This is a genomic window from Moraxella sp. TY6 (assembly GCF_048551375.1).
GTDB lineage: Bacteria > Pseudomonadota > Gammaproteobacteria > Pseudomonadales > Moraxellaceae > Faucicola.
Window position 1 is genome coordinate 58,219 of the sequence record NZ_JBLYZJ010000004.1, and the last position, 25,259, is coordinate 83,477.

24 protein-coding genes are annotated in these 25,259 nt (G+C 43.1%); 10 read left to right on the plus strand and 14 right to left on the minus strand.

The genetic code is table 11. The annotated features are described in order from the left end of the window. The first annotated feature begins 7 nt into the window (after positions 1-7). The 3 genes from ACK1U4_RS04110 to ACK1U4_RS04120 are packed head-to-tail and all read left to right on the plus strand — an operon-like array spanning position 8 to position 2,193. On the plus strand, positions 8-1,012 hold the full coding sequence (locus ACK1U4_RS04110) for a chemotaxis protein CheB (RefSeq protein WP_419400376.1): 1,005 nt from the start codon (positions 8-10) through the stop codon (positions 1,010-1,012). A 32-nt stretch (positions 1,013-1,044) separates the two neighbouring features. Further along, positions 1,045-1,593 carry a hypothetical protein gene (locus ACK1U4_RS04115; RefSeq protein ID WP_419400375.1) on the plus strand — a complete coding sequence of 183 codons (549 nt, stop codon included), beginning with the start codon at positions 1,045-1,047 and terminating at the stop codon, positions 1,591-1,593. Positions 1,594-1,629: 36 nt separating this feature from the next. Next, the gene (locus ACK1U4_RS04120; RefSeq protein WP_419400374.1) at positions 1,630-2,193 is read left to right on the plus strand and encodes a cytochrome b; all 564 of its coding nucleotides are present in this window, start codon (positions 1,630-1,632) and stop codon (positions 2,191-2,193) included. A gap of 331 nt (positions 2,194-2,524) precedes the next feature. Here the strand turns inward: ACK1U4_RS04120 and minE are convergent, their stop codons facing one another. The 5 genes from minE to ACK1U4_RS04145 form a co-directional block, all read right to left on the minus strand. Continuing rightward, entirely contained in the window at positions 2,525-2,800 is a 276-nt protein-coding gene (gene minE / locus ACK1U4_RS04125) for a cell division topological specificity factor MinE (RefSeq protein ID WP_419400373.1), read from the minus strand. A 3-nt stretch (positions 2,801-2,803) separates the two neighbouring features. Continuing rightward, positions 2,804-3,616 carry a septum site-determining protein MinD gene (gene minD, locus ACK1U4_RS04130; protein WP_419400372.1) on the minus strand — a complete coding sequence of 271 codons (813 nt, stop codon included), beginning with the start codon at positions 3,614-3,616 and terminating at the stop codon, positions 2,804-2,806. A gap of 79 nt (positions 3,617-3,695) precedes the next feature. Beyond that, positions 3,696-4,649, minus strand: a complete 954-nt coding sequence (gene minC, locus ACK1U4_RS04135; RefSeq protein WP_419400371.1) for a septum site-determining protein MinC — start codon at positions 4,647-4,649, stop codon at positions 3,696-3,698. Then, positions 4,646-5,719, minus strand: a complete 1,074-nt coding sequence (locus ACK1U4_RS04140; RefSeq protein ID WP_419400370.1) for a hypothetical protein — start codon at positions 5,717-5,719, stop codon at positions 4,646-4,648. Before ACK1U4_RS04140 ends, minC begins: the two co-directional genes overlap by 4 nt. 37 nt (positions 5,720-5,756) lie before the next feature. Continuing rightward, a complete protein-coding gene (locus tag ACK1U4_RS04145) occupies positions 5,757-6,734 on the minus strand; it encodes an acyltransferase (protein WP_419400369.1) in 978 nt (325 codons plus the stop codon). 351 nt (positions 6,735-7,085) lie between these two features. Between ACK1U4_RS04145 and ACK1U4_RS04150 the strand changes: the two genes are divergently transcribed. Together ACK1U4_RS04150 and ACK1U4_RS04155 are read left to right on the plus strand one after the other, a co-directional pair. Beyond that, positions 7,086-7,730 (plus strand): OmpA family protein, encoded by a 645-nt coding sequence (locus ACK1U4_RS04150; protein ID WP_419400368.1) that lies wholly within the window; start codon positions 7,086-7,088, stop codon positions 7,728-7,730. A 255-nt stretch (positions 7,731-7,985) separates the two neighbouring features. Continuing rightward, the gene (locus ACK1U4_RS04155) at positions 7,986-8,366 is read left to right on the plus strand and encodes a DUF333 domain-containing protein (protein WP_419400367.1); all 381 of its coding nucleotides are present in this window, start codon (positions 7,986-7,988) and stop codon (positions 8,364-8,366) included. On the opposite strand, the gene ACK1U4_RS04160 is transcribed toward ACK1U4_RS04155, so the two are convergent. After that, positions 8,367-8,867, minus strand: coding sequence for a YfbM family protein (locus ACK1U4_RS04160; protein ID WP_419400366.1), 501 nt, complete (start codon positions 8,865-8,867; stop codon positions 8,367-8,369). Positions 8,868-9,086: 219 nt separating this feature from the next. Further along, positions 9,087-9,710, minus strand: coding sequence for a pseudouridine synthase (locus ACK1U4_RS04165; protein ID WP_419400365.1), 624 nt, complete (start codon positions 9,708-9,710; stop codon positions 9,087-9,089). A gap of 122 nt (positions 9,711-9,832) precedes the next feature. Between ACK1U4_RS04165 and ACK1U4_RS04170 the strand changes: the two genes are divergently transcribed. The 3 genes from ACK1U4_RS04170 (at position 9,833) to glyA (ending at position 12,408) form a co-directional block, all read left to right on the plus strand. Then, a complete protein-coding gene (locus tag ACK1U4_RS04170; protein WP_419400364.1) occupies positions 9,833-10,366 on the plus strand; it encodes a chorismate--pyruvate lyase family protein in 534 nt (177 codons plus the stop codon). 136 nt (positions 10,367-10,502) lie between these two features. Then, complete coding sequence (locus tag ACK1U4_RS04175; protein ID WP_419400363.1) at positions 10,503-10,937, plus strand: hypothetical protein; 435 nt, start codon at positions 10,503-10,505, stop codon at positions 10,935-10,937. Between the two features lie 217 nt (positions 10,938-11,154). Beyond that, positions 11,155-12,408 (plus strand): serine hydroxymethyltransferase, encoded by a 1,254-nt coding sequence (glyA, locus tag ACK1U4_RS04180; protein WP_419400362.1) that lies wholly within the window; start codon positions 11,155-11,157, stop codon positions 12,406-12,408. 241 nt (positions 12,409-12,649) lie between these two features. On the opposite strand, the gene ACK1U4_RS04185 is transcribed toward glyA, so the two are convergent. The 6 genes from ACK1U4_RS04185 to ACK1U4_RS04210 all read right to left on the minus strand — a co-directional run bounded on the left by ACK1U4_RS04185 (position 12,650) and on the right by ACK1U4_RS04210 (position 19,776). Further along, positions 12,650-13,612 (minus strand): response regulator, encoded by a 963-nt coding sequence (locus ACK1U4_RS04185; RefSeq protein WP_419400361.1) that lies wholly within the window; start codon positions 13,610-13,612, stop codon positions 12,650-12,652. A gap of 7 nt (positions 13,613-13,619) precedes the next feature. Continuing rightward, the gene (locus ACK1U4_RS04190; RefSeq protein ID WP_419400360.1) at positions 13,620-16,058 is read right to left on the minus strand and encodes an ATP-binding protein; all 2,439 of its coding nucleotides are present in this window, start codon (positions 16,056-16,058) and stop codon (positions 13,620-13,622) included. A gap of 261 nt (positions 16,059-16,319) precedes the next feature. Then, positions 16,320-16,730, minus strand: a complete 411-nt coding sequence (locus ACK1U4_RS04195; RefSeq protein ID WP_419421661.1) for a roadblock/LC7 domain-containing protein — start codon at positions 16,728-16,730, stop codon at positions 16,320-16,322. Between the two features lie 100 nt (positions 16,731-16,830). Then, a complete protein-coding gene (locus ACK1U4_RS04200; protein WP_419400412.1) occupies positions 16,831-17,364 on the minus strand; it encodes a GTP-binding protein in 534 nt (177 codons plus the stop codon). 121 nt (positions 17,365-17,485) lie between these two features. Beyond that, complete coding sequence (locus ACK1U4_RS04205) at positions 17,486-18,871, minus strand: hypothetical protein (RefSeq protein WP_419400358.1); 1,386 nt, start codon at positions 18,869-18,871, stop codon at positions 17,486-17,488. A gap of 206 nt (positions 18,872-19,077) precedes the next feature. Beyond that, entirely contained in the window at positions 19,078-19,776 is a 699-nt protein-coding gene (locus tag ACK1U4_RS04210; protein ID WP_419400357.1) for a DUF4230 domain-containing protein, read from the minus strand. A 264-nt stretch (positions 19,777-20,040) separates the two neighbouring features. Here ACK1U4_RS04210 and ACK1U4_RS04215 point away from each other — a divergent pair, with 264 nt between their 5' ends. Together ACK1U4_RS04215 and ACK1U4_RS04220 are read left to right on the plus strand one after the other, a co-directional pair. Further along, positions 20,041-21,801, plus strand: coding sequence for a proline--tRNA ligase (locus ACK1U4_RS04215; RefSeq protein ID WP_419400356.1), 1,761 nt, complete (start codon positions 20,041-20,043; stop codon positions 21,799-21,801). 249 nt (positions 21,802-22,050) lie between these two features. Next, positions 22,051-24,231, plus strand: coding sequence for a carboxy terminal-processing peptidase (locus ACK1U4_RS04220; RefSeq protein ID WP_419400355.1), 2,181 nt, complete (start codon positions 22,051-22,053; stop codon positions 24,229-24,231). Positions 24,232-24,693: 462 nt separating this feature from the next. Here ACK1U4_RS04220 and ACK1U4_RS04225 read toward each other — a convergent pair whose 3' ends face one another. Beyond that, positions 24,694-25,179, minus strand: coding sequence for an FKBP-type peptidyl-prolyl cis-trans isomerase (locus ACK1U4_RS04225; RefSeq protein WP_419400354.1), 486 nt, complete (start codon positions 25,177-25,179; stop codon positions 24,694-24,696). Between the last annotated feature and the right edge of the window lie 80 nt (positions 25,180-25,259).

Genomic DNA, 25,259 nt, shown 5'->3' on the forward strand with positions numbered 1-25,259 from the left:
TAGCCTCATGTATGAAGTCGCAGGACAGACCAATCCACCCCTAAAGTTCATTGTCGTTGCTGAAAGTAATCAGCAACGCTTGGCTTTTAGCGATACCATTCGTGAGTGGGGCTTTGATTTGATTGATTGTTTATCAACTGAGCAACTGACTGCAAAACACTTTCAACAACCTGTAGACGTGTGGTTGGTGGATACCGAAGCAGATTATGAGGTATTGCAGACCATTGAGCAGACGGTTCAAGCTACCTATAAATATGTGGTATTAGTCGGATTTGTGCCAGCTCCTTATATTAATGAAAGCCAACCCTACGCCAAATGGCAACGTCAACTCAAACGCAAATTAGCTCAGACCTTGCTACGCCCCGATTTATTACCCAAAGATGAAGAAAATATTTGTGGTATTGAGCCTTGGCGGTATGTGGTATTATTGGGGGCTTCAATGGGTGGACCTTTAGCGGTCAAAGAGTTTTTGGATGAACTACCTGCAAGCTTGCCAATTACGATTTTATTAGCCCAACATTTTAACCAAAATATGCTCAATACTTTACCACGTGTTCTGAATCGTCATAATGATTGGCGTTGCGAGGTAGTTACCACAACTCAACAATTATTATCAGGGCGATGTCATATTATACCTATTGAGCAATCCATCGTATGCGACTCGAATGGGCGAGTGATTATCCAAAAAGTACCGTGGCAAGGCATCTATAAGCCTAATATTAGCCAAGTTATTCACAACTGTAGTGATGCTTTTGGTAATAATTTGATTAATATTATCTTTTCGGGTATGGGCAATGATGGGCAAGATGCCGTTCCATACGCCAAACATAATGGCAGTAGCATTTGGGTGCAAAATCCCATTGGTAGCACCTGTACCAGTCAACCACAAAGTGCGATTGATACAGGGGAAGTCGACTATGTGGCAACGCCAAAAGAAATGGCTCAAGCCTTGATTACCCTCTGCAAAACCAAACGGATGCCTAAAGATAATGCCTTAGATGGCTGTTGCTAAATAGTTATTCCTAAATAATTAACGAGAATCCTATGGCAAATGATTTAATAGATGATATAAGTCGACATGATAGTATTGGTCTACTGAGTGTCACCAAAGGGCATTTAGATATTGCTCGTATTCCTGTGGTTGAAGGCCCTGATTGGATTATTCCCAAATCACTTATCTTGGCTATCACACCCTATCATGAGCGAATTTGGACGTATTTATGGCAAGGACAAGAAGTATTTGTCTATCAATTACTGCCTAAAGAACAACAATCAGACTATCTGCTAGTTCTAGAAAGTGCCACTGATGTGCATCGGGTTGGCTTACAAATTGCGGGTGAAGTACAATTTCATTCGGTACGTATTGCGGATCTCAAAGATGCTGATGATGAAATATATCATCAGACCCTTGCGACACTGTACCCAAAAATGTTGGAAAATATTCAAGCTCCTGCTGAATCAGAAAAGCTTGGGTATAAAACTAAAGTAACAGAACATGATTTTGTCTATCAACCAGTGATTTTACAAGACGAACTGTGTATCATACCCAACTTAGATAAATTATCACATTTCTTGGTTGACCTTGATAGTTAATTTGAGATAGCCCTATTTTATTTTTGAGAATTTGTTATGACATTACACGCACCATTACCCACGAGTCAACCCCTACAGTCACATGGTATTACCAAATGGTCATTGATGACACGGGTGTTTCATTGGACGAGTTTGATACTGCTATTCGTCACTTGGGTGATGATTGAAATGAATGATGATGCCATTGATGATACCTATTTGGACTATCATAAAGCCTTTGGTTTGAGCGTATTACTGTGGACGTTGGCACGTTTGGTGAATCGTGTGTTGACACTCAAAAAAATCCCTGCCCCTGTCCCAATGCCAAAATGGCAAACAGGTATTTCGCATTTTACCCATTTGATGTTGTATGTGATTTTGCTTGCCATGCCAATCGCAGGTTGGTTGACCGTGATGTTTTCGGGTGAAGGTGTGAGCTTTTTTGGCTTGTTTGATATCCCAGCGTTTGTGAGTGAAAATGGTGATTTAGAGAATTTCTTTGAAAAAATGCACAAGAATTTATTATGGGCATTGCTGTTGGTATTTACTGCATTACATGTTGGTGGGGCGTTATATCATCAGTTTATTCAAAAAGACAATTTAATCAAACGGATGCGGTAAGATATCGTTTTATCAATTCATCGTATTGTATAGTGATTCTGAAGTTATAATAAACACCGCTCGCCCTGAGCCTGTCGAAGGGTGGCGGTCTTCCACTTCGCAAGGCATAAGTCCAAGATTTAGCACTGCAAACAGGGCGTATGCAATACGCCCCTACGAATTTACCTTTTGGGTTTGGTATAATATTGTTTAGTTTGCTTACTGCATTTAAATTCCGTGGGTTACGCCAAAAAGACGGCTACCCCACGCTATAGTTTGTCCTGTGTTACAGGAATTTTGCTATAAATTCAAGGTGTTAAAAGGTGCGTATGACGCACCTACACCATTCAAATCACAGCCGTTCTGGCAAGTTGATGTTCATTTCCAATACTTCCATATTGGCTTCGGTATGATGCTGAATGTTGACATCATCAATTTGTACGCCAGATACATAGGTATTCACCACGGCAAGAATTTCACGCTTCATTTTTTCGATACGCTCAGGGGTGAGACGGTTGTGTAGGCGGTTTTCACTGGCTACGATGACTTTGAGGCGTTCGGCAGCGGTATTGGCACTGTTTGATTTGTGTTCGCTACCAAAAAGGCTACTCCAGAATCCTTTTTTCATATCTTAACCCCCAAACCAACGTTGTAAGAAACTTTTCTTTTTCACATCAATATGGCGGTAGGGACGGTCTTCACCCAAAAACCGAGCCACCATATCATCATAGGTTTGCCCTGCTTTGGAGTCTTTGTCCATGATGACAGGTACACCTTGGTTGGAGGCTTCTAGCACGCTGTTGCTTTCAGGAATTACGCCCAACAATGCAACTTTTAGAATGTCTTTGGAGATACTATCAATATCCATCATTTCGCCACGTTCGGCACGTTCGGCATTGTAGCGGTTGATGACAAGGTGTTCACGTACAGAACCTGTGCCTTCTTCGACTTTTTTGGTGCGACTTTGTAAAATACCAATGATGCGGTCAGAGTCACGCACGGAGGAGATTTCAGGATTGGTGACGATGATGGCTTCGTCTGCATGGTACATGGCGAGTTGAGCCCCACGTTCAATCCCTGCAGGAGAGTCACACACGATATAGTCAAATTGTTTGGAAAGTTCTGCCATGACTTCTGCCACACCCTCATCAGTGAGTGCGTCTTTGTCACGAGTTTGGCTGGCAGGGAGGATAAATAAGTTGTTCAGTTCTTTATCTTTGACCAAGGCTTGTGACAGGCGAGCATTACCTGTGATGACATCGACAAAGTCATACACGATGCGATTTTCACAGCCCATAATCAAGTCGAGATTACGTAGTCCTACGTCAAAGTCAATGACGACTGTTTTAAAACCACGTAATGCCAATCCTGTGGCAAATGACGCACTGGTGGTGGTTTTACCCACGCCACCTTTTCCAGAAGTTACAACAATAATTTTTGCCACGTGGCGTTCTCCTATTATTTTGCGATATAGGTTGGATAGTGATAAAGTGTTAGTTTATCATAAAAAAATCCATCATAGCCTAATTATTCATCAGACTAAATACCAAGCCTTTTCCGTCTTGATAGCTGACTTGCACGGCTTGATTGATACATTCACTGGGGATATTTTCTTTTAGGCAGTAAGTGCCTGCGACCGATACCAAGGACGGATTAAAGCGTAAACAGAAAATCTTGGCATTTTTGTCGCCTGTTGCCCCTGCCACCAAACGCCCTTCGGCTTTGCCATAGACGTGTAGACTATAGTCGGTGATGGCTTCTGCCCCTGCGTTGATACCTTGAGTCAAAATCACGTCACCGCCCACATGATTGATGCTTTGTCCTGAGCGGAGCATATATTGACAAACAAGGTCGCCATCCACGTGTGAGCCATAATGATTGGGGATTTGTAAAAAGTTATCGCCATCTGTAAGGCTTGTATTGGTTGGTTCAAAGGGGGTGCTATCAGTGTCTGAGGTGGTAGCTGGGTTGGGGGCAGTGGTTGGTTGAGCCAGTGTGGCTGTTAGTGTTTGGGTTGATTCGGTGGGTTGTTTGGCTTTTGTTTTATGCTTGCCATCAATACGTTCACCATCGGCAGGAAAGATGGCGATTTTGAGGTTTTTGGCTTGTTCATCCAATAAGCCTGTGATGATGCCAATCGGTTGCAACCCCAGTTGCCACAGCATCTCCCATAGTTTTTTAAGTTCGAGAGAGTGCTGACAACTGACCAAAACGGGTAAATTGGTTTGGTGTTGCTTGCCCAGTTTTTGGGTGAGTTTATCACGGATTTTTTCGATATCGTCCCCTTCGATATTTAGACGGCTAAAGCTCAGCATACGCCCTGTCAGTTTGATTTTAACAGGTAAGGTATCACTGGTTTTATCGGTCACAGCAAGGGGTTGGGTATCAGTGATGGCATTTTTTTCACTGTTATTTTTGCTGTTATCTTTACTATTATTGTTGATGGTTGATTCGGTCGCAGTCACGGTTGTGCTCACAGTTTGATTCCAGTTGCTTGATGTTTCCATTGTTGTATTTTGACTTGCTCGGTGAGGGCTGTCAAACTTTCTTCAATAATTGAGCCGACTAGTTTTTCAAGGGCAGGGCTGGTGGTGTCAACTTTGGAAAGTTGTTCGGCAATTTCTTGATATACCGTTTTGAGGGTATCGGGTTGGGTCAGATTTTTGCTTAACGATAAGGTGAGATTTTCCCCAATATGTTGCCCAAGCCCTAGCATTTGGCTTTCTATCAGCCCGCCTGCGATGGGAATCATCCGCATGATACGGCGTAGCTCTGGGGTGTTGACCAAGGCTTGTTGGATGGCTTCACCGACTTGTTTGGCAAGTGGTTCGGCAAATTTGGGCGGTTGATTGGTAGGGGTGCTAAGTAAGGGGGTCACTTCTTGTTCGAGTAGCTCGACAATCACGGTTTGTATCTCAAGGCGGTGTTTATCAATGATATTTTGTACCAACCGACCATTGGTGAATTGCAATTCGCTACGGATATTCTCAATTGCTGTCAAAATCACACGGTCAGAAATCTCTTCCAATACCACGTGATAATAAAATTTGGCAGTTTTTAGCCAGCTTTTTGGGACGACTTTATAGCCCATTTGGTGCAAACGATAGCCAATCACCCCTGCACGTAACAAACGCAATGCACGTAATTGCGGTAAACAGCCTAACACCTCATACCAATGTACAAAGGGGAAGAAAAACCAACGGTAATGGCGTTTTTGGTAAATTGCTAACCCCCAACGCACCACCAATTCCGCCACCAAGAAAATGGTGAAAAATCCGCCCAATGTTTTGAGCGGGCCATGAATATGCTGTTGATACGCCATTAATAAATCAGCAAAACCAAGCCATCGACCAATGGATGCCATAAAGGTACTGGTTAATAGGCTGTCTAGCCCCATCAAAAATAAATCAATGACAATTAACACCAACATCGCCATATCATAAATCAACTGCCAACGGCTAGGCGGTGTTTGACTTTGGTTGGGTGTGGGGATAAGGGGGATTGTATCGTTGGAGGTATTAGGCGTATTAGGCATGGTTGGGTTCATAAGCTACTCAAAATTGGGGCATCATAAAAATGGAGATTTAGTTGTTAAATTCTGCCAACATGGTTTGCATACGTTGGTCTTTTTGTTGCCATAGTTGGTCTAGCCACTCATACACATCGGCTTTGGTTTGAGCATCATCACTAAAACGCCCTGCTAACAAACGGTCTAACAAATCCTTTGGCACTTCGATAGGACGAATATCCACCCCAATTCGGCGAATATTGCCTTGCCATAAATCTTGATAAGTCGGAATGCCATCTGGATAAACAATCGTCATATCCAGTACGCCATCCACTTTATCGCCCAATGCCCCCAAAGCCAATGCCACGCCCCCTGCTTTTGGCTTGAGGAGATGCTGATAGGGTGATTTTTGTTTGGCGTGCTTTTGGGGGGTAAAGCGAGTCCCTTCAATAAAATTCAGCAAAGTAAAAGGTTTACCCATTAATAAATGACACGCTCGTTTGGCTTCTTCGATATCACGGGTTTTTAGGGCAGGATTTTTGGCAATCGCTTCTTTAGAGTAGCGTTTCATCATCGGAAAATCCAAAAAATAAAACGCCTGTCCCACCACAGGGATATACAATAACTCATGCTTGGTAAAAAAACGGGTCAATGGCAAACGTTTATCACTAATATATTGAATCAGTGTGGTATCCACCCATGATTGATGGTTACTTAACAGAATATACTTGCCATTTTCTGACACACTGTCAGGCATACTGACTCGTAAATCAATTTGCGGTAATAGCTTATTAATCAAATGGTTATTGGTGCGAATCCAATAATTAGCCATTTTTAGTACGGATTTATCTGCTACTTGACTACCCGTTAACGCTTTTATCGCCCCCATACTCCACAATGGCAACCCCAATAACAAGGAATTACTGGTAATCGTCCCTGCTGTCGTCACAAATGTGGTGGCTTTTGCTACTGGTGGAGCGACTTCACGAAGCTTACTTAGGGCAGATTGGAAAAAAGTGGGCGTGGCTTTTGTCGAGGCAGTTGGGCAAGTCATGGGGCAATCCTAACGATGATAGGGTGAAATCATGGTGGTTAGTGTAACAAAGCCATGTTGTGATGAACAGTCACCATAGAAAAACATATTTTGTAACAAATTAACCAATGATACCATAAGGTATGACAAAATATTACAAACAGCAAGGTGAATTACGGCATAATAATCACATCAGCAAGAACTAACACAGATTAATCATTTTATTTAGCGAATAAATCTTACAATTTTAATTTGGTTAGTTGATGCCAACTAAGTAGATGGAAAGCACCTTATATAATGTTTCCATTTATTGATATTAATAATACAGTGATATAATTTATCTAATCTACCCAAAACTTGAGGAGTATTCTCATGCGTACTAAATTATTAGTAGCCACTTTAGCATCAGGTGTTATCTTAACTGGCTGTGCCACTAGCCCAACAGGCACAACCATCAATGCACAAAATAAAGCCGCTATCGGTGGTCTATTGGGTGCAGTTGCAGGTGCAGGCGTATCAAAAGCCACTGGTGGCGAAAAAACAGGTCGTGATGCTGCGATTGGTGCAGTATTGGGTGCAGGCGTTGGCTACTACATGCAACAACAAGAAGCTCGCTTACGTGAACAAACGGCAGGTACAGGTATCGAAGTGACCCGTGACCCAGTGACCAACAACATCAACTTGTCTATCCCAGAAGCGATTACCTTTGATGTGGCTCGTTACAATATCAAATCAGGTTTTTATCCTACCCTAAATAAAGTGGCATCAACCCTAAATACCTACAACCAAAGCTCAATTCAAGTGAATGGCTATGCGTCAGTAGAAGGCAATGCAGCTGCTAACCAAACATTGTCACAAAACCGTGCCAATGCAGTGGCTCAGTATTTGGTTAACCAAGGTGTTGCCCCAAGCCGTATCAGCTCAGTGGGTCGTGGTGCGACTACCCAGTTTGGTTCATCATACGAACAAAACCGCCGTGTAGAAATGACCATTCTTGCACCACAAAGCGTTAACTAATATAACAGCTTTTGATTGTCAATTGTTTTCATTGGCAATTATAGTAATATAAAACGCCAAGCAAAGTTATCAAGCAAAGTTATCAAGCAAATTTTAAATGTGTTTGGTAACTTTGCTTTTTTATGGATTTTTTATTGAGTGATAGTGTGTCATCGCTTCCTGATTTCTTGTATAATATATGTATTCGTATATTGTCGATTTAAGTCTATTATTTTGGTAGATTTATTGATTGAGTTTTAATACAAGGGAGCGATTATGCGTGATATTGCAACAACTGATACAGCCAACCGTCAAAGCCGTTGGGTATTTTACTTAAAAAATAGCCTATCTGCCTTAGCCATGTTGTTATTGGTGGGCTGTCAAAGTCAATCATCTATGCTGACGAATAATTTTAGTTCATCACAATCTTCCCTATTGAGTCGCACCAATACTAATGATGCGAATGAGAACAGTGGTGGTCGTGATTCAGTGACCGCCAATCCTGCCAGAGCCTATTGTAGCAAAACAGGCGGTATCTCTTTGATTCGTCAAGATAAGCAAGGTAAAAACTACGTCATCTGCCAGCTAAGTAACGGTGATGAAGTCGATGAGTGGCAGTATTATAATCAAGCTTATAAACACTCTCGTAAAAACTAACTACAAAATCGTCACCACCACATTATCCCCACCATCAAGGGCGTTTTCATATAACGCCTTTAACTCATTAAATGAAGCCAATAGTTCTTTATCAAGATTGGGTTTTTTATCATTCCAAATGCCTTCTGGAAATAGCTTGGCTTGACGTAAGGATTTGAGCTTCATTTTCTCAAGGCGTTTGGCAAAGTTGACTTGCTCTAAGGCTTCAACGATTTCGGCAATCTCCGCCCAAGTACAATAAGCGATAAAATCAGCGTCTTCATCATCGCTAAAGGTTTCAACGCCTACCAACATTTCACTAAATGGGCTGTCTGGCACAGGGGTGCTGGCGGATTTTTCGGTCAAGATAAAGTGCATCACGTCCCATAATTTACCAATATCCACTTGGGGAATGTTGGCTTGACCCTCTAACGCCTCAATTTGTTGGAGTAGGTTATCGCCTTGGGCTTGTTTGAGTTGGTCTAGCGTGGTGTTATCCACTTGAAAATATACGGCTATCATAAAAATTCCTTGCAGTTCAAAAGCCCCCTCTTTCATAAAGAGGAGGTTGGGAGAGATTTAAACATCGTTATTTGTAGGTTGGGTCGAAGTATGACACCCAACATAAACATTAAATTGTTGGGTTTTGTAAACTCAATCCAACCTACGATGTATAAAAATACATCAATCTTAAAATATAAATTTTTGTTGGTTTATGACCCAATCAAATTGGAAGCCATGTTAATCAATAGGCTTGCATTGTTGACTTGCTATCCCCAATCGCTGTAACTCCAATGCGGTGAGGGCAATTTGCCGTGATTCGCCCACGCCCAGTTGCCCTAATTCAAAGCCACTGCTTGCCATACGAATCAGACGTAGACACGGTAGACCGACATGGGCAGTCATTCGGCGGACTTGGCGATTTTTGCCCTCAAAGATGGTGATGGCTAGCCATGTATTGATTTTGCGTTTACCGACCCCCTCAGGGGCTTGCCAAATTTGGGCTTCCACCGCTTCACTGTCTAGTACCTCGACTTGGGCAGGCAAGGTCAAGCCGTCTTTGAGTGCTACGCCTTGGCGAAGCTGTGCTAACTGCTCGGCAGTGGCGAACCCTGCGACTTGCACCCAGTAGGTTTTGCCTTGCTTTTTGCCTTGATTGGCTTTGGGTGGGTGGGTAAGGGCTTTATTGACTTGCCCATCATCGGTCAATAACAACAGCCCTTCGGATGTTGCGTCCAGTCGCCCAGCCACACGCAAGGATTTATCACGAAAATAATCACCCAGTGTGGCAAATGTATTGTTATCATCTTGGCGAAATTGGCTTAAAACCCCAAAGGGTTTGTTAAATAAAATTAGCTTGGGCATTTGGTATTTTGGCAATCAAAGAAATTGGTAATAGCGTAGCAAAGTTTTGTCAAAAAAACACAAAAAAAATGCTGTATTGGGTAAAATAGGGGATTTATTTACCGTTATTAAGGCTTGCGATTATGGGGCGATTACCCACACCTTTTTTGTCATTGACCGCTATGGATTGCCACGCCCATGCCAATCTTCAGCAGATACTGCCTGTATTACGCCCTTGGCTGATGGCTCAAGGCTCATTGACTGCCAAAATCGAAGCCTTGACAGGTGAACGGTTGACGGTGCGTCCGCAATTTGAAGGGCGTGAGCGGTTAAGCCGTGTTGAAGCCCAACAACTCGGACTGTCCGCCAACCGTCCACACAGTGCATGGGTGCGTGAGGCATTGCTGTATGGGCAAGCCGATGGCGAGGCGTGGGTATCAGCTCGGTCGGTGTTTCCGTTTGTAAGTCTGACAGGTGAGGCACGCCAACTTGCCAATTTGGGGACAACGCCCATCGGTTATGTGATGTTTGGGCGAGGTGGGGCGGTGTTGGATAAACGTTGGTTTGATAAAACTGAGAAAGGCTGGCAACGTACCACATTATACGATTGGCAAGGACGTAAATTATTGATAAGTGAATTATTTTTGGCTGAATTTACAAAAAATATTTTAGTATAAATAAGTTGTTCTATTTACCAATACTAAAATAAAATTTATAATCATAAACGTTGGATGATACTTGTTTAAATGACAAATAAGTATATTTTGTAGGGGTGTACTACATACGCCCAAAACATAAAAGTTGGAGTAATCTATGAAAATCACGGATATGGCAAAAAAATTAGCATTTGTTACAATAACTTTGGGTCTGATGAGTTCTGCCCAAGCAGGTTTTTTGGATAGTATTAACTCCATCCGCAATGTGGTGGGCGAGATTGGCTATACAGCAAACACCGTGACAGGGGCAAAAAATGCCACCAAAGAAATGGCGGACTCGTTAGGGGTTAATAAAGTGTTTGCTAAGCAAGCCGATACCGCCACAGATGGTGGATTGCAAAGCGGTGATATGTTGGTGAGCAAGCTTAATTCTGTCAAACTATATGCCAATAGCAATAAAAAGCAAGTCATCAACACCCTTAGCCAAGCTGACCAATTGGTATATATGGGTGAAGAAAAAAATGGATTTTTATTGGTGACCACCGATAAAGGGGAAGGTTGGGTCGAAAAACCGTTGGTTAATAAACAATAATATGGTTGTTTAAATCAACAGTAACCCAATCGCAAAAATGCCATTTAATACCAAAGACAGTCCTTTACAATTGGAGGGCTGTCTTTTTTGTTGAGAGAAATTCAGCTAATGTTGCGGAATGGGCTATAACTTAAAAACCAATTCATGTTACACTAAGCAGACTTTTTTGTTTTGCCCATTTTCCCTATCTCTTTTTGTGTTTGCCAAGGAATTTGCCATGTTTCAAAATATCAACATTCACCAATTTGACCCTGAACTTGCCCAAGCGATGGACAATGAAGAACAGCGTCAAGAAAGCCATATTGAGCTGATTGCCTCAGAAAACTACTGTTCACCAGCCGTGATGGAAGCCCAAGGTAGCCAATTGACCAACAAATATGCCGAAGGTTACCCAAACAAACGTTACTATGGTGGCTGTGAATACGTTGATGTGGTAGAACAACTTGCCATCGACCGTGCCAAACAATTATTTGGTGCAGACTATGCTAACGTCCAACCACACGCAGGTAGCCAAGCAAACAGTGCGGTATTTTTGGCATTGCTAGAGGCAGGCGACACGGTATTGGGTATGAGCCTTGCTCATGGAGGACACTTGACCCACGGTGCAAGCGTCAACTTCTCGGGCAAAACCTACAATGCCGTGCATTATGGTATTGATGAAAATGGTTTGGTGGATTATGACGAAGTGGCTCGCCTTGCCAAAGAACATCAACCAAAAATGATTATTGCAGGTTTTTCAGCGTATTCACAAGTGATGGATTGGCAAAAATTCCGTGAAATCGCTGACAGTGTTGGTGCGTATTTGATGGTGGATATGGCTCACGTGGCAGGTCTTGTGGCGGCAGGCGTGTACCCAAATCCAGTGCAAATCGCTGATGTGACCACCACTACTACCCACAAAACCTTGCGAGGCCCACGTTCAGGCTTGATTCTTGCCAAAGCCAACCCAGACATTGAGAAAAAACTCAACTCTGCGGTGTTCCCCGGTAATCAAGGTGGTCCACTGATGCACGCCATCGCTGCCAAAGCGATTTGCTTTAAGGAAGCCCTTAGCGATGACTTCAAAACCTACCAACAACAAGTGGTAAAAAATGCCAAAGCGATGGCAGAAGTCATTATGGCTCGTGGCTATGATATCGTGTCAGGTGGGACAGAAAATCACTTGATGTTAATCAGCCTCATCAAACAAGACATCACAGGTAAAGAAGCGGATAAATGGTTGGGCGATGCGTATATCACTGTCAATAAAAACGCTGTGCCAAACGACCCTAAATCACCCTTTGTGACCTCGGGTATCCGTATCGGTACGCCTGCGGTAACGACTCGTGGTTTTAAAGAAGCCGAAGTCAAAGAATTGGCAGGTTGGATTTGTGATGTGTTAGATAGTCGTGGTGACGAAAAAGTCCTTGCCGAAGTGCGTGAGAAAGTCACAGCAATTTGTGCCAAATTCCCAGTGTATCAACAAGCATAATATCGTTTAATTTGACATAAAAAATCGCTCAATGGAGCGATTTTTTGATGGGTTAATTTTTTGAATCTACCTCGAATGCCATCTTCAATACCAAACCAAAAAGTTAAAGTCGTAGGGGCGTAATGCTTACGCCCTATTTAAGATGTCAAATGTTGGGCGTATTCAATACGCCCCTACAATACGATATTTATTGGGTTTGGTCTAAGAAATAGAGGGCTATGACGACACTACGCCATGATTATTAAGCCATTGTAGTTTTACGCCCACGAAAGCGAGCAAAAAAGCCTTTCACTTTATCCGACAAGGTCACTTTTTCAGTTTCGGTGATTTCACTCACGGTATGGCGAAGTTGTAGTTTGGGCTGATTGACCAAGGCTTGATGATAGTCAAAGGCTCGCTGAATGCTCAGTTCGAGCATGGGCAGATTGGTGGGGCGTGGTAAATAGCGGTACACTTGCCCTTTATTAATCAAATCAATCAAGGTATGAGCATCTTTTAGCTCAGTTAATACCAATACCGCCAGTTCTGGAAATTGCTGTTTTAGGTTAAAAATCACAGGCGAGATATTTTCCCCACCCAAACTCACATCGGTAATCGCCACGCCATATTGTTGCTGTTCTAACAGTTGCACCGCACGCTCCAGTGAATACGCCCAGTCAATGATTAAATGCCCAAATTGTTGACGCATTTGCTGATAGACCAGCTCATTATCATCTAGCACCAATACTCGGCGTAAGGCTAAGGGTTGCGTAGAGGTCTGGATGGTTTCATCAAAGGCTTGTTTGGTTTGGGTGGCAATATCAGTGGCTTGTTGCACGACATTTTTGAGTTCATCGGTATGCCAAGGTTTGGTGATATAGCGAAAAATTTCACCCTCATTAATCGAGTGAATCACGGCATTGAGGTCGGCATAGCCTGTCAATAAAATTCGCACGGTATGCGGAGAAGCCTCTTTGACCGCTCGCAAGACTTCTGTTCCCAGTTGTTTTGGCATTCGTTGGTCGCTGACCACGACTTTGACATCGTGGGTGCTGACGTAGTTAATGAGAGCTTGTGGGTCGGTGGTGATGAAAACATCATGGGTGTCACGAAAGTGCATTTTTAGACTACGTAAAATACGCTCTTCATCATCAATAAAGGCGATTTTGGGCTTGGTATGTTTGATTGGGATGTCGATGCTCAGTTGGGTTGTTAGTTTATTCATGGGTTACTCACTCCATTTCAATGGCAAGTTTGGGGGCGGTATGAGGCTCAGTCGAGGTTTTGGGCAGGCGTAGGGTAAAGCGTGTGCCAGTGCCTTGTTGGGATTCTACGGTGATTTCGCCACGGTGTTGTTCCATGATTTGGGCAGAAATCGCTAGTCCTAAGCCTGTGCCTTCACCCACAGGTTTGGTGGTAAAAAATGGCTCAAAGATATTGTGCATCACTTCAGGTGGCATGCCTAGACCATTGTCAATGACTTTGATATAGACATTGTCGCTGTCTTCAAAGCTAGTGACTTTGATTTTGCCGTCATGCTGATTGGGCATGGCTTGCGAGGCATTATTTAGTAGATTTAATAATACTTGATTGATTTGTGATGGATTACAGCTAATAGCAGATACCGCTTGCAATTCGGTGATTACCTCTAGGTGTTTGAGGTTATTACGTGCGATGGTCAACGCACTGTGAATACAGTCATTGATATTGACCGATTTGATTTTGGCTTCATCCAAACGAGAGAAGTCTTTCAAACTCAGCACCAATTCTGAAATCTGCCCCACGCCAAATTGGGCATCGCTGATTAGGGCTTTGAGGTCATCGTTGACATCATCGGCAACCAATTCATCACTATATGCCAAGGTTTGTGTCAGAGCGTGTTCGATATCGGCATCATCGCTGGGTTGTTGGAAGACTTGTTTGAGGTGTTGGGTGCTTTGTACCAGTGCATCATAGCGTTGTAGATTATCGTCAATCAGCTCAAGGTTACTGCGAACATAGCCCAATGGCGTGTTGACTTCATGGGCGACACCAGCGACCATTTGACCCAAGGTTGCCATTTTTTCGGATTGTACCAGTTGTACTTGTGAGGCTTTGAGGTCTTTGATGGCTTGTTGTAGGTGATTGGTACGAAGTTTGACTTTAAGTTCAAGCTGTTCATTGACCTGTGCCAGTGTGCCTTCATTTTCGACCACTCGGTCAATCAGTTGGTTCATCGCATCGGAGATGACATTGATTTCACCAACACGAGATGGGGCAAGTTTATGTTGAGTAAGTGCAAGATAGCGTTTTTGTTCGATAAGTTCGCCCATTTGACGCATATTTTTTGCCATTCTCACCAGTGGGCGACCCAACATTTGACGGAATAAATACGCACTTAATAACAAGATGGGTAAAAATCCCAACAGCATATACCATTGTAGCTGTTTACCTAAACGATTCGCAAATGCTGTCAATTCGGCATTGGGCTTGACGATGACCATTTTCCAATTGATGGCAGGTAATGAAAAAATAAATGCCGTGGCAGGCTGATTGAGTAGTTCATCATGTGCCACAGCGACTTGTTCGACAAAATTATCTTGTGCCAATCCTAGCTCGGATTTGCCTTGTTTCATCAGCATGGCGGTGAGGATTTGGGCTTCTTTTGGGGTGGTGCGTTGCAAATTGGTGCTACTGACCAATAGGTTGGAAATAAAATCAAAACGATTGTTATCATTGGTTTTGGCTTGGGTAATCAAGCGTTGGTTGATGCCATTTAAGCTTTTAGCAATCGGCTGAAAATAATGATGTTGCTGGGTAAACGTATCCACATTAATCATCTCGCCTTGTGGATTATTTGCTGTCACTTGTTTGACAATGGTTTCGTTGGGAAAGGTCAAAAAGTTATTGTCCATATCCACCATAAACACATAACCACCTGTCTTTTCTTGCCATGTTTGCATGGTCGTGGCAAGGCGTGTCAATGCTGTATCAATACTCATCACCCCTTCAAACGCATTGGTTTTGGCATTAAAAACCGCTTTGGCACAGGTGGTCACAGGGATTTTTGAGGTAGGGTGAATATAGGCACGACTCCACACGCACCTATCATGGTTGGCGTAGCTAACAGGCACATACCACCATTCACGATGATAGGGTGTATCCAATGTTTTTGGGGTTTTTGAGGCGTTCGCTGAGGTGGGCGTAGTCGCATTTGTGGCAGTGTTTTGGCTAGCAAGGGCAGTTGCACGGCTTGCTGTATTGGGATTAATGGCTTGATAATGCGGGTCTAGGCTCATCTCGCCCTTGGCATTACGCTCCCACACAAAGGCTTGTTGTTCTTGAGTAGGGTTAAACATGGTCGGCTCATACCACATGCCCATACCAATAATACGGCTATCGGTATTTTTGACCACATTTGCCAATGCCCCTTCGATTACCTCCGCCTGTTTTGGTAAGCTACCAACCATTTGGCTACTGGTCGTTGCCATACTGTCGATTTGTTGCATCCGTACCAACAAGCCATTGACCGCTTCATTTCCTGTTTCAATCACAGTCGAAGAAGCCAATTGGTTGACTTCAGGCTTACCTCGCTCGGCAATAATCCAATATATCATTGCCAAGCAGATGGCAAATACCACCAATAATACCATTATAATACGGGTGGTAAGGCTAGAAAATAGGTTGGGCATTATACTCTCAATATGTCCAAGAAACCGTTGATTTTTGCCAACTTTGCTATATAAGACAAAGGTGGCATAAGGCGATAAATGACGCTAAAATGTACAGATTTTGTTATAAACGGAAAAATTTTGTGTATGTTATTACACAAATATGACACATTGATGAAATATGGCGATAAACGGAGAGTTGTATAAAAATGACATGATGTGTGGCATAAAAAAACACCGACAGCAGGGTCGGTGTTTGGGTATCAATCCGAGTCGTAAAGCCTAATGTAATTCTTTATCCAATTCCATTAAACTATGAATGGCTTTGTTCATACCGTGCATGATTTGACCCAATAGCACTTGTTGCTTGGTGACGACAATCACAATCATCGGTTGATGTTGGTTTGGTACGGCACTAATCATAATTTTACCGTTTTCGGCATCCAAAATCACCGAACGACAACCTGTCAATTGGGCTTCACTGGTCAACGCCTGTACCAATGCCAAAATCGAACTACCAACCGCTGACAGCTTGCCACCATCATAGGTTTTTTGGAAAATAGAATTGACCTCAAAACCATCCGTAGAAGCGAGTAGTACCCCATCAATACCGCTGGTGGTATGCACTAACTCATGCAATACTTCATTTGAGGAAGAAATAAATTTATCGCTGGGTTTGATGCGACTTTCCATTTGAAACAGCTTTTCATTCATAATTATATCCAATAAATTCGTATTAACATTAAAAACAATGAGTGACAAACCAAATATTCAATTTTTAAGCAGGCAATTTTTAAGTATTCAATTCCAATGATGCAATAATCGTATCGACTAGAAGCAATACATCGTCACGTTTTCGCATGTCTACAGCAAATACAGGAATGTTCTTTTGTTGGCTATCTAGCCAATCACGATAAATGGCAAAATCACGCTCTGGCATCTTATCCACTTGGCTAACACCAATCACGATGCGTCCATCATAGATTTTAGAGAAAGTGTCCAAGTAGCTTGCCAAATCTGCCACAGGGTCAGCAGATGAATGGTCGATTAGGATAATCACACCCAATGCCCCTTGGGATAGAATCGGCCAAATAAAATTAAAGCGTTCCTGTCCGGGTGTACCATACAGCCCAATACTGACACCGCCATCTAGCACCAACTCGCCATAGTCCATACCTACAGTCGTCAACGCTTTGGTATTAATGTGTAAGTCAGTATTTTTGACCTCGGTTGACACGACTGGGATGTCAGATAAGCTAGCAATGGCTTGGGTTTTCCCAGCACCCATCGGACCGCTAAAGACGATTTTAAGACGTTGCATACAAATTAGCCTTTTTTATATATCAAAATTTTTATTAGAGTTGGTAGTTTTAAGAAGGTTAGTGCATGAGCATTATTTCACTATCATACACTAAAAACGACTTTTGTACTAAATCAATTTGGCAAAATTATAAGCCAAGTTTACGGCGTAAACGAGATAAAAAGCCTTTCATACCATGGTCTTCTGACTCTTCAGCGTGTGCTGTCGCCGTAGGTTGGGTCGGTTGTTCTGCTGTTGAATCGCTTGCTGTACCCCATGAGCTAGGCATGGTTGATGAGCCTGTTTGTCCTACGCTGTGGTTGGTCATTGACGGGGATGTTGTGGCATGAGGACTGGTCGCATGAGGGTAAGTGGTGTGGTTGGTTAGCGATGTGAAACTGGTTTCTGTATGGCTGGTGGTGGTTTGGGCATTTTTTAATTGTTCAGCCAATTGGGTATAAAAGCTTTTTGGCATAACCCCTGCGACTATCAATCCGACTAAGGTTTGGGTGACCACGGAAGCATTACCATCACATTGCGATAGGCTCACTAATTGTTGGTAATTCACCGAGCGTTTTTCTAGTACGCTTTGAATTTTGAGCTGATCATGGCGTAATTCAGAATCATTGGGTTTGACCCAACTGGTTAAATGATAAGGTAAATTTGGCATGACCAAAGATGCCAATAAATCGCTTTGCTGGGTGGCTTGTTGCCATAGCCATTGTACCAAGTCTTCAGGTGTTAGGTTATCAATCAGACTGGACATGGGAATCGGCTTGATAGCACTGATTTTGAGTAAACTGGTTTGGGCATTGGTTAACCAGATGCGTTGGCGTTTTGGGTGGAGATAGCCCAACAATTTGCCTTGAGAGTCGGTGATGCTAAATAAGCCATCTTCACGTAGCTGTAACTGCTGTAAAATATTGACCAAGGTTATGATAAATTGCTGGGTGGTTTGTGTGCTGTCAGCGGTTGGGGCAGGTGTGGTTGATGACGTGATGTTAGGTGTGGTAGTGAGGTTTTGTGCGTTATTGCCATTCGCACGACTGGCAATAATATCATCAAGGGACTGGCGTGTAATTGGTCTGGTAGTTGACTCATTTTCCGATAAACGGTTTGGCTCAGATGATGTGGATGATGCTGTTTGGGTATATTGTTGACTTTGCCCACCCAGTAAGGCAATGTTTCTTAGTAACCATTTGTTTAGAATATCAATGTCGTTTTGTTTGAGGGGTAGAGTAAGTAAATTACCAACCAAGTCGCCTTCTTCACGGCTATCACGAGTAATGTATAAGGTGGCAGCATGAGTATTATTATTGATAAGTTTTTGAATGCTGTCTGCATGTTGAAACTCATTATTAATCATAAACAAATCAATAACATGATGATTGGCAGAAACCCATTCTAAATCTGCTTCTAGACGTAATAAAATACGCAAATAGCCTTTTAAAATCACTTGGTCGGCTGGACGAATACCGACTAAAGCAATCCGCATGACTTTGGTTAGACGGTCAGAATTGGTCACTGAACTCATGCAGAATCTACTCCTTTATTCACAAAAACGCTAAATAAAACTCAATTTTTATTGAGCTATGTAAGACCTATTTATACTAAATAGGGTACTTAAAAGTGGTAAAATAATGTTTTTACGCTATTATTAATGAGTATCAAATTTTAACAATATTCTAGCCAATAGCATAGACGGTAAAGGGGGGATTTTCTACCTTTTATCTTTTATAGTTAATGACAAGCTTTCGGTGCAACGGTATGGACTTGCACAGATACATTGGCTAAAGCAAATAAACTTTGAATTTGGTGCTGGGCATTATCTGTGGCTAATTTTAGCATATTTGCTTGACAAGCAGTTGTCAAAATTTGTTGTTTCCCTACGGTTTGGGCTTGGGCAAAAATCTGTGGGTCAATGTCCACCATGCCAAACATGCCTGTTTCGATGTCATATACTTCGATATTATCAAGGTAAGTGTCAAACACTTGGGCAGGGGGGAGGGTAATGCTGATGGTTTGTGGTGTGGGATGGTCTTTGTCGTTGGGGTCGCCTGTGATGATGACGTGATTGGCGGTCAATTGGTTTAAGTCAATACCTGCTTGCACTCGCCCATGAGCCACGAATAAGCCTTTTTGCTCGTCCGTCCATAATTTTTGCCAAGAGCCTTCTTTGTGGCTTTGAATCACGGTATCCACGCTGTAGGCAACGGTTTGTAGGCGGTTTAAGGTTTGGATTTTTTGAATCACACCGTCACGACTAAGGGTTTGGATTTTGGGCTTGTGGTTTTGTTGATATTGCCAAAATCCTGTGATTAATCCACAAATAATGGCAAATAATACCAGTGAGAGCCAAAAAAAAGGGCGTTTGGGTGATTTTGGGGTGGGTGATGAGGTGTGTTGGGTTGGGGTGATGGGTGGCAATGGGTTGGTCATGGCGTGTTCCCCTTATAGTGAATTAAATCAGAATCAATACGATGAAATTTTGGGCGTATGCAATACACCCCTACAAACTCCGTCTTATTCCTAATTTAAACGACCACAAAATTGATAGGTTGTATTAGCTAAAATATGGTGTTGATTTATCAAGATTTAAAGTTTTGCATTTTTTTATCGCTGATAAAACAAAAAAACTTGCACGACTACCCCGCATAAAATAAGATATCATGTTACTTAAAATTTTATCCAATAAGGTGTGTCATGCGAGCCAGTCAATTTACCTTTGCTACCCTCAAAGAAACCCCAGCCGATGCGGACATTATTTCCGCCCAACTTATGCTCCGAGCAGGACTGATTCGTAAACTTGCGTCAGGGCTGTATACATGGCTACCGATGGGGCTAAAAGTCCTTAATAAAGTCGAAAAAATTATCCATGAAGAAATGCAAGCCATTAATTGCCAAGAGCTATTGATGCCTGTGGTACAGCCTGCTGAATTATGGCAAGAATCTGGACGTTGGGAAGATTATGGCCCTGAATTGCTACGTTTTAAAGACCGCCACCAACGTGATTTTGTGCTAGGCCCAACACATGAAGAAGTGATTACCGACATCGCTCGTAATTTGCTCAAAAGCTATAAACAATTGCCAGTCAGCTATTATCAAGTACAAACCAAATTCCGTGATGAAATCCGCCCACGTTTTGGCGTGATGCGTTCCCGTGAATTTATTATGAAAGATGCGTATTCATTTCATATCGACCAGCCATCGTTGCAAAAAACCTATGACGATATGTACCGTGCTTATAACAATATCTTTACACGTTTAGGCTTGGATTTTCGCCCAGTCCAAGCCGATACAGGCTCGATTGGGGGCTTTGCGTCACATGAGTTTCAAGTGCTTGCCAATAGTGGTGAAGATGATATCGTGTTTTCGGATAGCTCAGATTATGCTGCCAATATCGAACTTGCCGAGGCAGTGACAGTGGGTGACAATGGCGGTGAACGTGGGCAAGCCACCCAAGCCAAAACTGATGTTGCCACCCCAAATATGCCGACTTGTGAGCAAGTCGCCGAACATTTGGGTTTACCTTTAGCAAAAACAGTCAAAACCCTTATCGTAGAGGGGGAACCAACAGAAGATGGCAAGCCAACGTTAGTCGCTTTGGTGCTTCGAGGCGACCATACCTTAAATGAAATCAAAGCCGAAAAACTGCCACAAGTCAAAGTCCCACTCACGATGGCAAGCGAACAAGCCATGATTGATGCTGGCTTGCATAAAGGCTTTATTGGCGTGTTTGATTTGAATATGCCTGTGATTGTTGACCGCAGTGCCTCTGTGTTAGCAGATTTTGTCAGTGGGGCGAATAAGCCTGACTACCACACCACAGGTGTCAACTGGGAACGTGATGCCCAAATTACCCAAGTCGCTGACATTCGTAATGTGGTCGAGGGCGACCCAAGCCCAGACGGACAAGGGACACTGCAAATCCGCCGTGGTATCGAAGTGGGGCATATTTTCCAATTGGGCGAAAAATACGCCAAAGCATTGAACTGTGCGGTGATGGGGGAGCAGGGTAAACCTGTGATTACCACCATGGGCTGTTATGGTATTGGCGTGACTCGTATCGTGGCGGCCGCCATTGAGCAGAGCCATGACGACAATGGTATCATTTGGCAAACCAGCTCAACAGGCGAAAGCATCGCTCCCTTTACCGTGGCGATTGTGCCAATGATTAAAGGCAAAATGAAAGATGCCGAAAATGATACAGCGATGCAATTGGCAGAAAAATTATATGCCGACCTTAAAGCCAAAGGTGTGGATGTGATTCTAGATGACCGTGATGAGCGGGCAGGCGTGAAGTTTGCTGATTTGGAATTGGTAGGGATTCCACACCGTATCGTGATTTCTGAGAAAAATATCAGCGAAAATGGCGAAGTCACCTATGAATATGTCAGCCGTGCCGATGGCGAAAAGCAAATGCTGGCATTGGGTGATGTGTTGGCAAAAATTGGCGTGAAATAATATCAATAGGACTTACGCAAATTTAACTTCATTTCTCCGAATAAAGACGCTAGACCCCTGCCTACGCAGGGGTGACGATTCCATAAATTTTTCGTCATTCCTGCGAATGCAGGAATCCAGTGGCTTATGCGTAAGTCCTCCAATTAAGAAAAAGTTACACCGCACCAATACTTTCAGTCCTTGAATAATGCTAAGATAGCGTAATTTTTAGTTATATGTTGCTTAGTTATATTTCACAGGGACTCGACCATGAAATACCCACAAATTACCGCCAGTGTCTTAGCCCTTGCGATTGGTGGCACGCTGTTAGTTCAAGGCTACCAATCCGCCACCGCCGCCGAACTTGCCAGTGACATCACCAGTGAACAACGCCAAGTCACCCATCAAGTCGCCTCTTTACTTGACCGTAGTCACTATCTTGATAAACGAATGGACACTAAGACAGGTCAGCAAATTTTTGATGATTATATCAATAGCTTAGACCCCAATCGTAGTTTGTTTTTACAATCTGACGTGGATGAATTTAAACGAAAATATAGCGAAAATTTTGCCAATTATCTCAAGCGTGGCGACCTTGCTCCAACGTTTGACATTTATAAACGCTTTACCCAACGGTCAAATGCGTATTATGAATTTGCCGATAAATTTTTACAAAAACCAGTCAGCCTTAAACGCAATGACACGGTAGTAATGAACCGTGAAAAATTACCACGCTTCAAAACTGTGGCTGAACAACAAGATTTTTGGCAAAAACAACTCACTTCTCAGCTGATTGGCATGACCATCAACCAAGCTGAAGACAAAGCCAAAGACCAATTTTTACAAGCCAATAGCGATAAATATAACGCCCAAGAGCTGGTCAAAAACGAACAACGCACCCCAAATGTCGTGTTGGCAAGTCGCCTAAAACGCCAACAAGCCCAAATGGCACGTATCACCAGTGACCAAATCATGGAAACCGTGTTAAATTCTGCAATGGCGACCTACGACCCGCACAGCAACTATTTTGCCCCTGTGCAAGCCACCGAAATGCAAATCCAATCTAGCCTTGAATTGGTGGGGATTGGCGTATCCATTCAACCTGACCGCAGAAACTCCGACTATACACGTATCGTCAGCCTTGTCGATGGCGGGCCTGCCTCACGCTCTGGGCAAATCAAAGCCAATGACCTCATTATCGGTGTGGCAAGCGATGGTAAAACCATGGTCGACACCGTGGGTTGGTCAACCCGTGAAATTGTCAATTTGATTCGTGGGCAAAAAGGCTCAACCGTGGTCATTCGTGTCAAAGCCCCCAATGCCCCAGACAGTGCAGGGCGGAATGTCACCTTGGTGCGTGACGTGATTCAACAAGAAGAATCTGGCGTGACCCATCGAGTGATTAGCGTCAAGGACAACAACGGTGTGGACAAAAAAATTGGCGTACTCGAAATCCCCTCATTTTATCTGAACTATAAAGCACGCCGAGCAGGTGAAAGCTACCGTAGCGTGAGCATTGATACCGAAAATGCCCTAAAAGCCCTTAATGCCCAAAACGTTGATGGGTTGGTCGTTGACCTACGTGATGATCCGGGCGGTTCGTTGGATGAAGTTGCCAAAATGATCGGCTTGTTTGTCAAATCAGGGCCTTTGGTACAGATTCGTGACAACCGTGGCAATATCCAAGTCTATGAAGACCAAGACCAAGGCGAACAACTATTTAGCAAACCAATGACCGTACTGGTCAACCTCGGTTCAGCGTCTGCCAGTGAAATCTTTGCCGCTGCCATCCAAGACTACGGACGAGGCATCATCGTGGGAAGCACCACCACAGGCAAAGGCTCTGCCCAGCGTCAAATTGACAGTTTAGCCTTGGGTTCGGCGACCTTGACCCAAAGTAAATTTTACCGTATCACAGGCGGTAGCACCCAAAATAAAGGCGTGATTCCAGACGTACCTTTGGTCAATATTTATGATGGTTTGGACTATGGCGAACGTACCATGAAAAACCCATTGCAATGGGACACCATCCGTTCTGCCCCTTACAAACCTGCTGGCAACTATAGCCCAGCCACACTCAAAACACTGAATGACTTGTCAAAACAACGCCAAGCCACCAACCCTTACTTTAATTACATCACTGCTCTCAACACCATTCGTAAAGAGGAAGATGATAAAAAACCTGTTAATCTTAACATTGATAAAGTGCGAGCCTATCGCCTTGCTATCGAAAATAAAACCCTACAAGCCGAAAATACCAAACGTCAAGCCTTAGGCGAAGCACCTTACAGCGATTGGACAGCTTACCAAACCGCTCAAGATGCCGAAATGGAAGTACGTAGCCGTATGAAGCAAGCCGAACGCCCAAAACTCCCAGAATCCGAAGCCTTTATTATCGAATCTGCCAAGATTATGCTCGATGCCATGCCTTTGAGCAATGCGAGTCAATAGGGTGATAGTTAACGGTTATCTTTTGTAAGCTATGGCTTACACGCATTGACGTTTTGGCGACTATTTTCCTCTGTTAAAATTTGTAATAATACATTCAACGGCACAGGGAATGACTCAAGGATTGAGAACTAAGGATAGATAGCCGTTAACAGGGAGTGATGTTTGTGAAATTATCATGGATAGATAGTTTGACAAATAAGTGAAGTGAGATGAAAGGATACATCAATATTTTCACAAAACCGTATGAGGGTCTAAAGGATTAGACTACCGATGCTAGGATAGCAAGCAAAAAGCCATATCATCACGATATGGCTTTTTGCTGTGTGTTCTACAGAAATATCAGCGTTTACATCAGCAATAAGACAAGTTTTGTAGGGGCGTATTGCATACGCCCAAGTTCATGTCTTTAAATAAAGGGCGTAAGCATTACGCCCCTACGACTTTAAATCACATCAATCAATCTTAGTGATGATGACCGCCTGCACCGTGGGCATGACCATGTTGCAACTCTTCTGGGCTGGCTTCACGAATATTCACGACTTCAACATCAAAATGTAGTTTTTTACCTGCCAATGGGTGGTTGGCATCCACGATAACCACGTCATCTTGTACGTCTTTAACTGTCACTAGCATCACAAAGCCATCATCCGTTTGTGATTGGAATTGCATACCTGCTTGGATATTGTCCACGCCTTGGAAGTTTTCACGAGGAACTTCTTGCACGGCTGCATCATCAAACTCGCCATACGCATCAGCTGGCTCTACGCTTGCAGTGAATTTATCACCCACGGTTTTGCCTTCAAGTTGGGCTTCAAGACCAGGAATGATGTTTTGATGACCGTGTAAGTACGCCAATGGCTGACCTTGTGACTGATCAAGGATATTGCCTTCGTCATCTTTTAGGGTGTAGTTAAATTCGACGACGCTGTTATTTGCGATAGTTGTCATGGTTGTTTCCTATACAGGTGTTAGTAAAATTTGATTGTAACAGTAATTATATGGTGATGGTGTAATTTTTTTTCAATATC

Excerpts from the sequence above, each read along its gene's own strand:
- ACK1U4_RS04110 (WP_419400376.1), top strand. The coding sequence starts at position 8 with ATGTATGAAGTCGCAGGACAGACCAATCCACCCCTAAAGTTCATTGTC.
- ACK1U4_RS04115 (WP_419400375.1), top strand. The coding sequence starts at position 1,045 with ATGGCAAATGATTTAATAGATGATATAAGTCGACATGATAGTATTGGT.
- ACK1U4_RS04120 (WP_419400374.1), top strand. The coding sequence starts at position 1,630 with ATGACATTACACGCACCATTACCCACGAGTCAACCCCTACAGTCACAT.
- minE (WP_419400373.1), bottom strand. The coding sequence starts at position 2,800 with ATGAAAAAAGGATTCTGGAGTAGCCTTTTTGGTAGCGAACACAAATCA.
- ACK1U4_RS04140 (WP_419400370.1), bottom strand. The coding sequence starts at position 5,719 with ATGAACCCAACCATGCCTAATACGCCTAATACCTCCAACGATACAATC.
- ACK1U4_RS04145 (WP_419400369.1), bottom strand. The coding sequence starts at position 6,734 with ATGACTTGCCCAACTGCCTCGACAAAAGCCACGCCCACTTTTTTCCAA.
- ACK1U4_RS04150 (WP_419400368.1), top strand. The coding sequence starts at position 7,086 with ATGCGTACTAAATTATTAGTAGCCACTTTAGCATCAGGTGTTATCTTA.
- ACK1U4_RS04155 (WP_419400367.1), top strand. The coding sequence starts at position 7,986 with ATGCGTGATATTGCAACAACTGATACAGCCAACCGTCAAAGCCGTTGG.
- ACK1U4_RS04160 (WP_419400366.1), bottom strand. The coding sequence starts at position 8,867 with ATGATAGCCGTATATTTTCAAGTGGATAACACCACGCTAGACCAACTC.
- ACK1U4_RS04165 (WP_419400365.1), bottom strand. The coding sequence starts at position 9,710 with ATGCCCAAGCTAATTTTATTTAACAAACCCTTTGGGGTTTTAAGCCAA.
- ACK1U4_RS04170 (WP_419400364.1), top strand. The coding sequence starts at position 9,833 with ATGGGGCGATTACCCACACCTTTTTTGTCATTGACCGCTATGGATTGC.
- ACK1U4_RS04175 (WP_419400363.1), top strand. The coding sequence starts at position 10,503 with ATGAAAATCACGGATATGGCAAAAAAATTAGCATTTGTTACAATAACT.
- glyA (WP_419400362.1), top strand. The coding sequence starts at position 11,155 with ATGTTTCAAAATATCAACATTCACCAATTTGACCCTGAACTTGCCCAA.
- ACK1U4_RS04185 (WP_419400361.1), bottom strand. The coding sequence starts at position 13,612 with ATGAATAAACTAACAACCCAACTGAGCATCGACATCCCAATCAAACAT.
- ACK1U4_RS04190 (WP_419400360.1), bottom strand. The coding sequence starts at position 16,058 with ATGCCCAACCTATTTTCTAGCCTTACCACCCGTATTATAATGGTATTA.
- ACK1U4_RS04195 (WP_419421661.1), bottom strand. The coding sequence starts at position 16,730 with ATGGAAAGTCGCATCAAACCCAGCGATAAATTTATTTCTTCCTCAAAT.
- ACK1U4_RS04205 (WP_419400358.1), bottom strand. The coding sequence starts at position 18,871 with ATGAGTTCAGTGACCAATTCTGACCGTCTAACCAAAGTCATGCGGATT.
- ACK1U4_RS04210 (WP_419400357.1), bottom strand. The coding sequence starts at position 19,776 with ATGACCAACCCATTGCCACCCATCACCCCAACCCAACACACCTCATCA.
- ACK1U4_RS04215 (WP_419400356.1), top strand. The coding sequence starts at position 20,041 with ATGCGAGCCAGTCAATTTACCTTTGCTACCCTCAAAGAAACCCCAGCC.
- ACK1U4_RS04220 (WP_419400355.1), top strand. The coding sequence starts at position 22,051 with ATGAAATACCCACAAATTACCGCCAGTGTCTTAGCCCTTGCGATTGGT.
- ACK1U4_RS04225 (WP_419400354.1), bottom strand. The coding sequence starts at position 25,179 with ATGACAACTATCGCAAATAACAGCGTCGTCGAATTTAACTACACCCTA.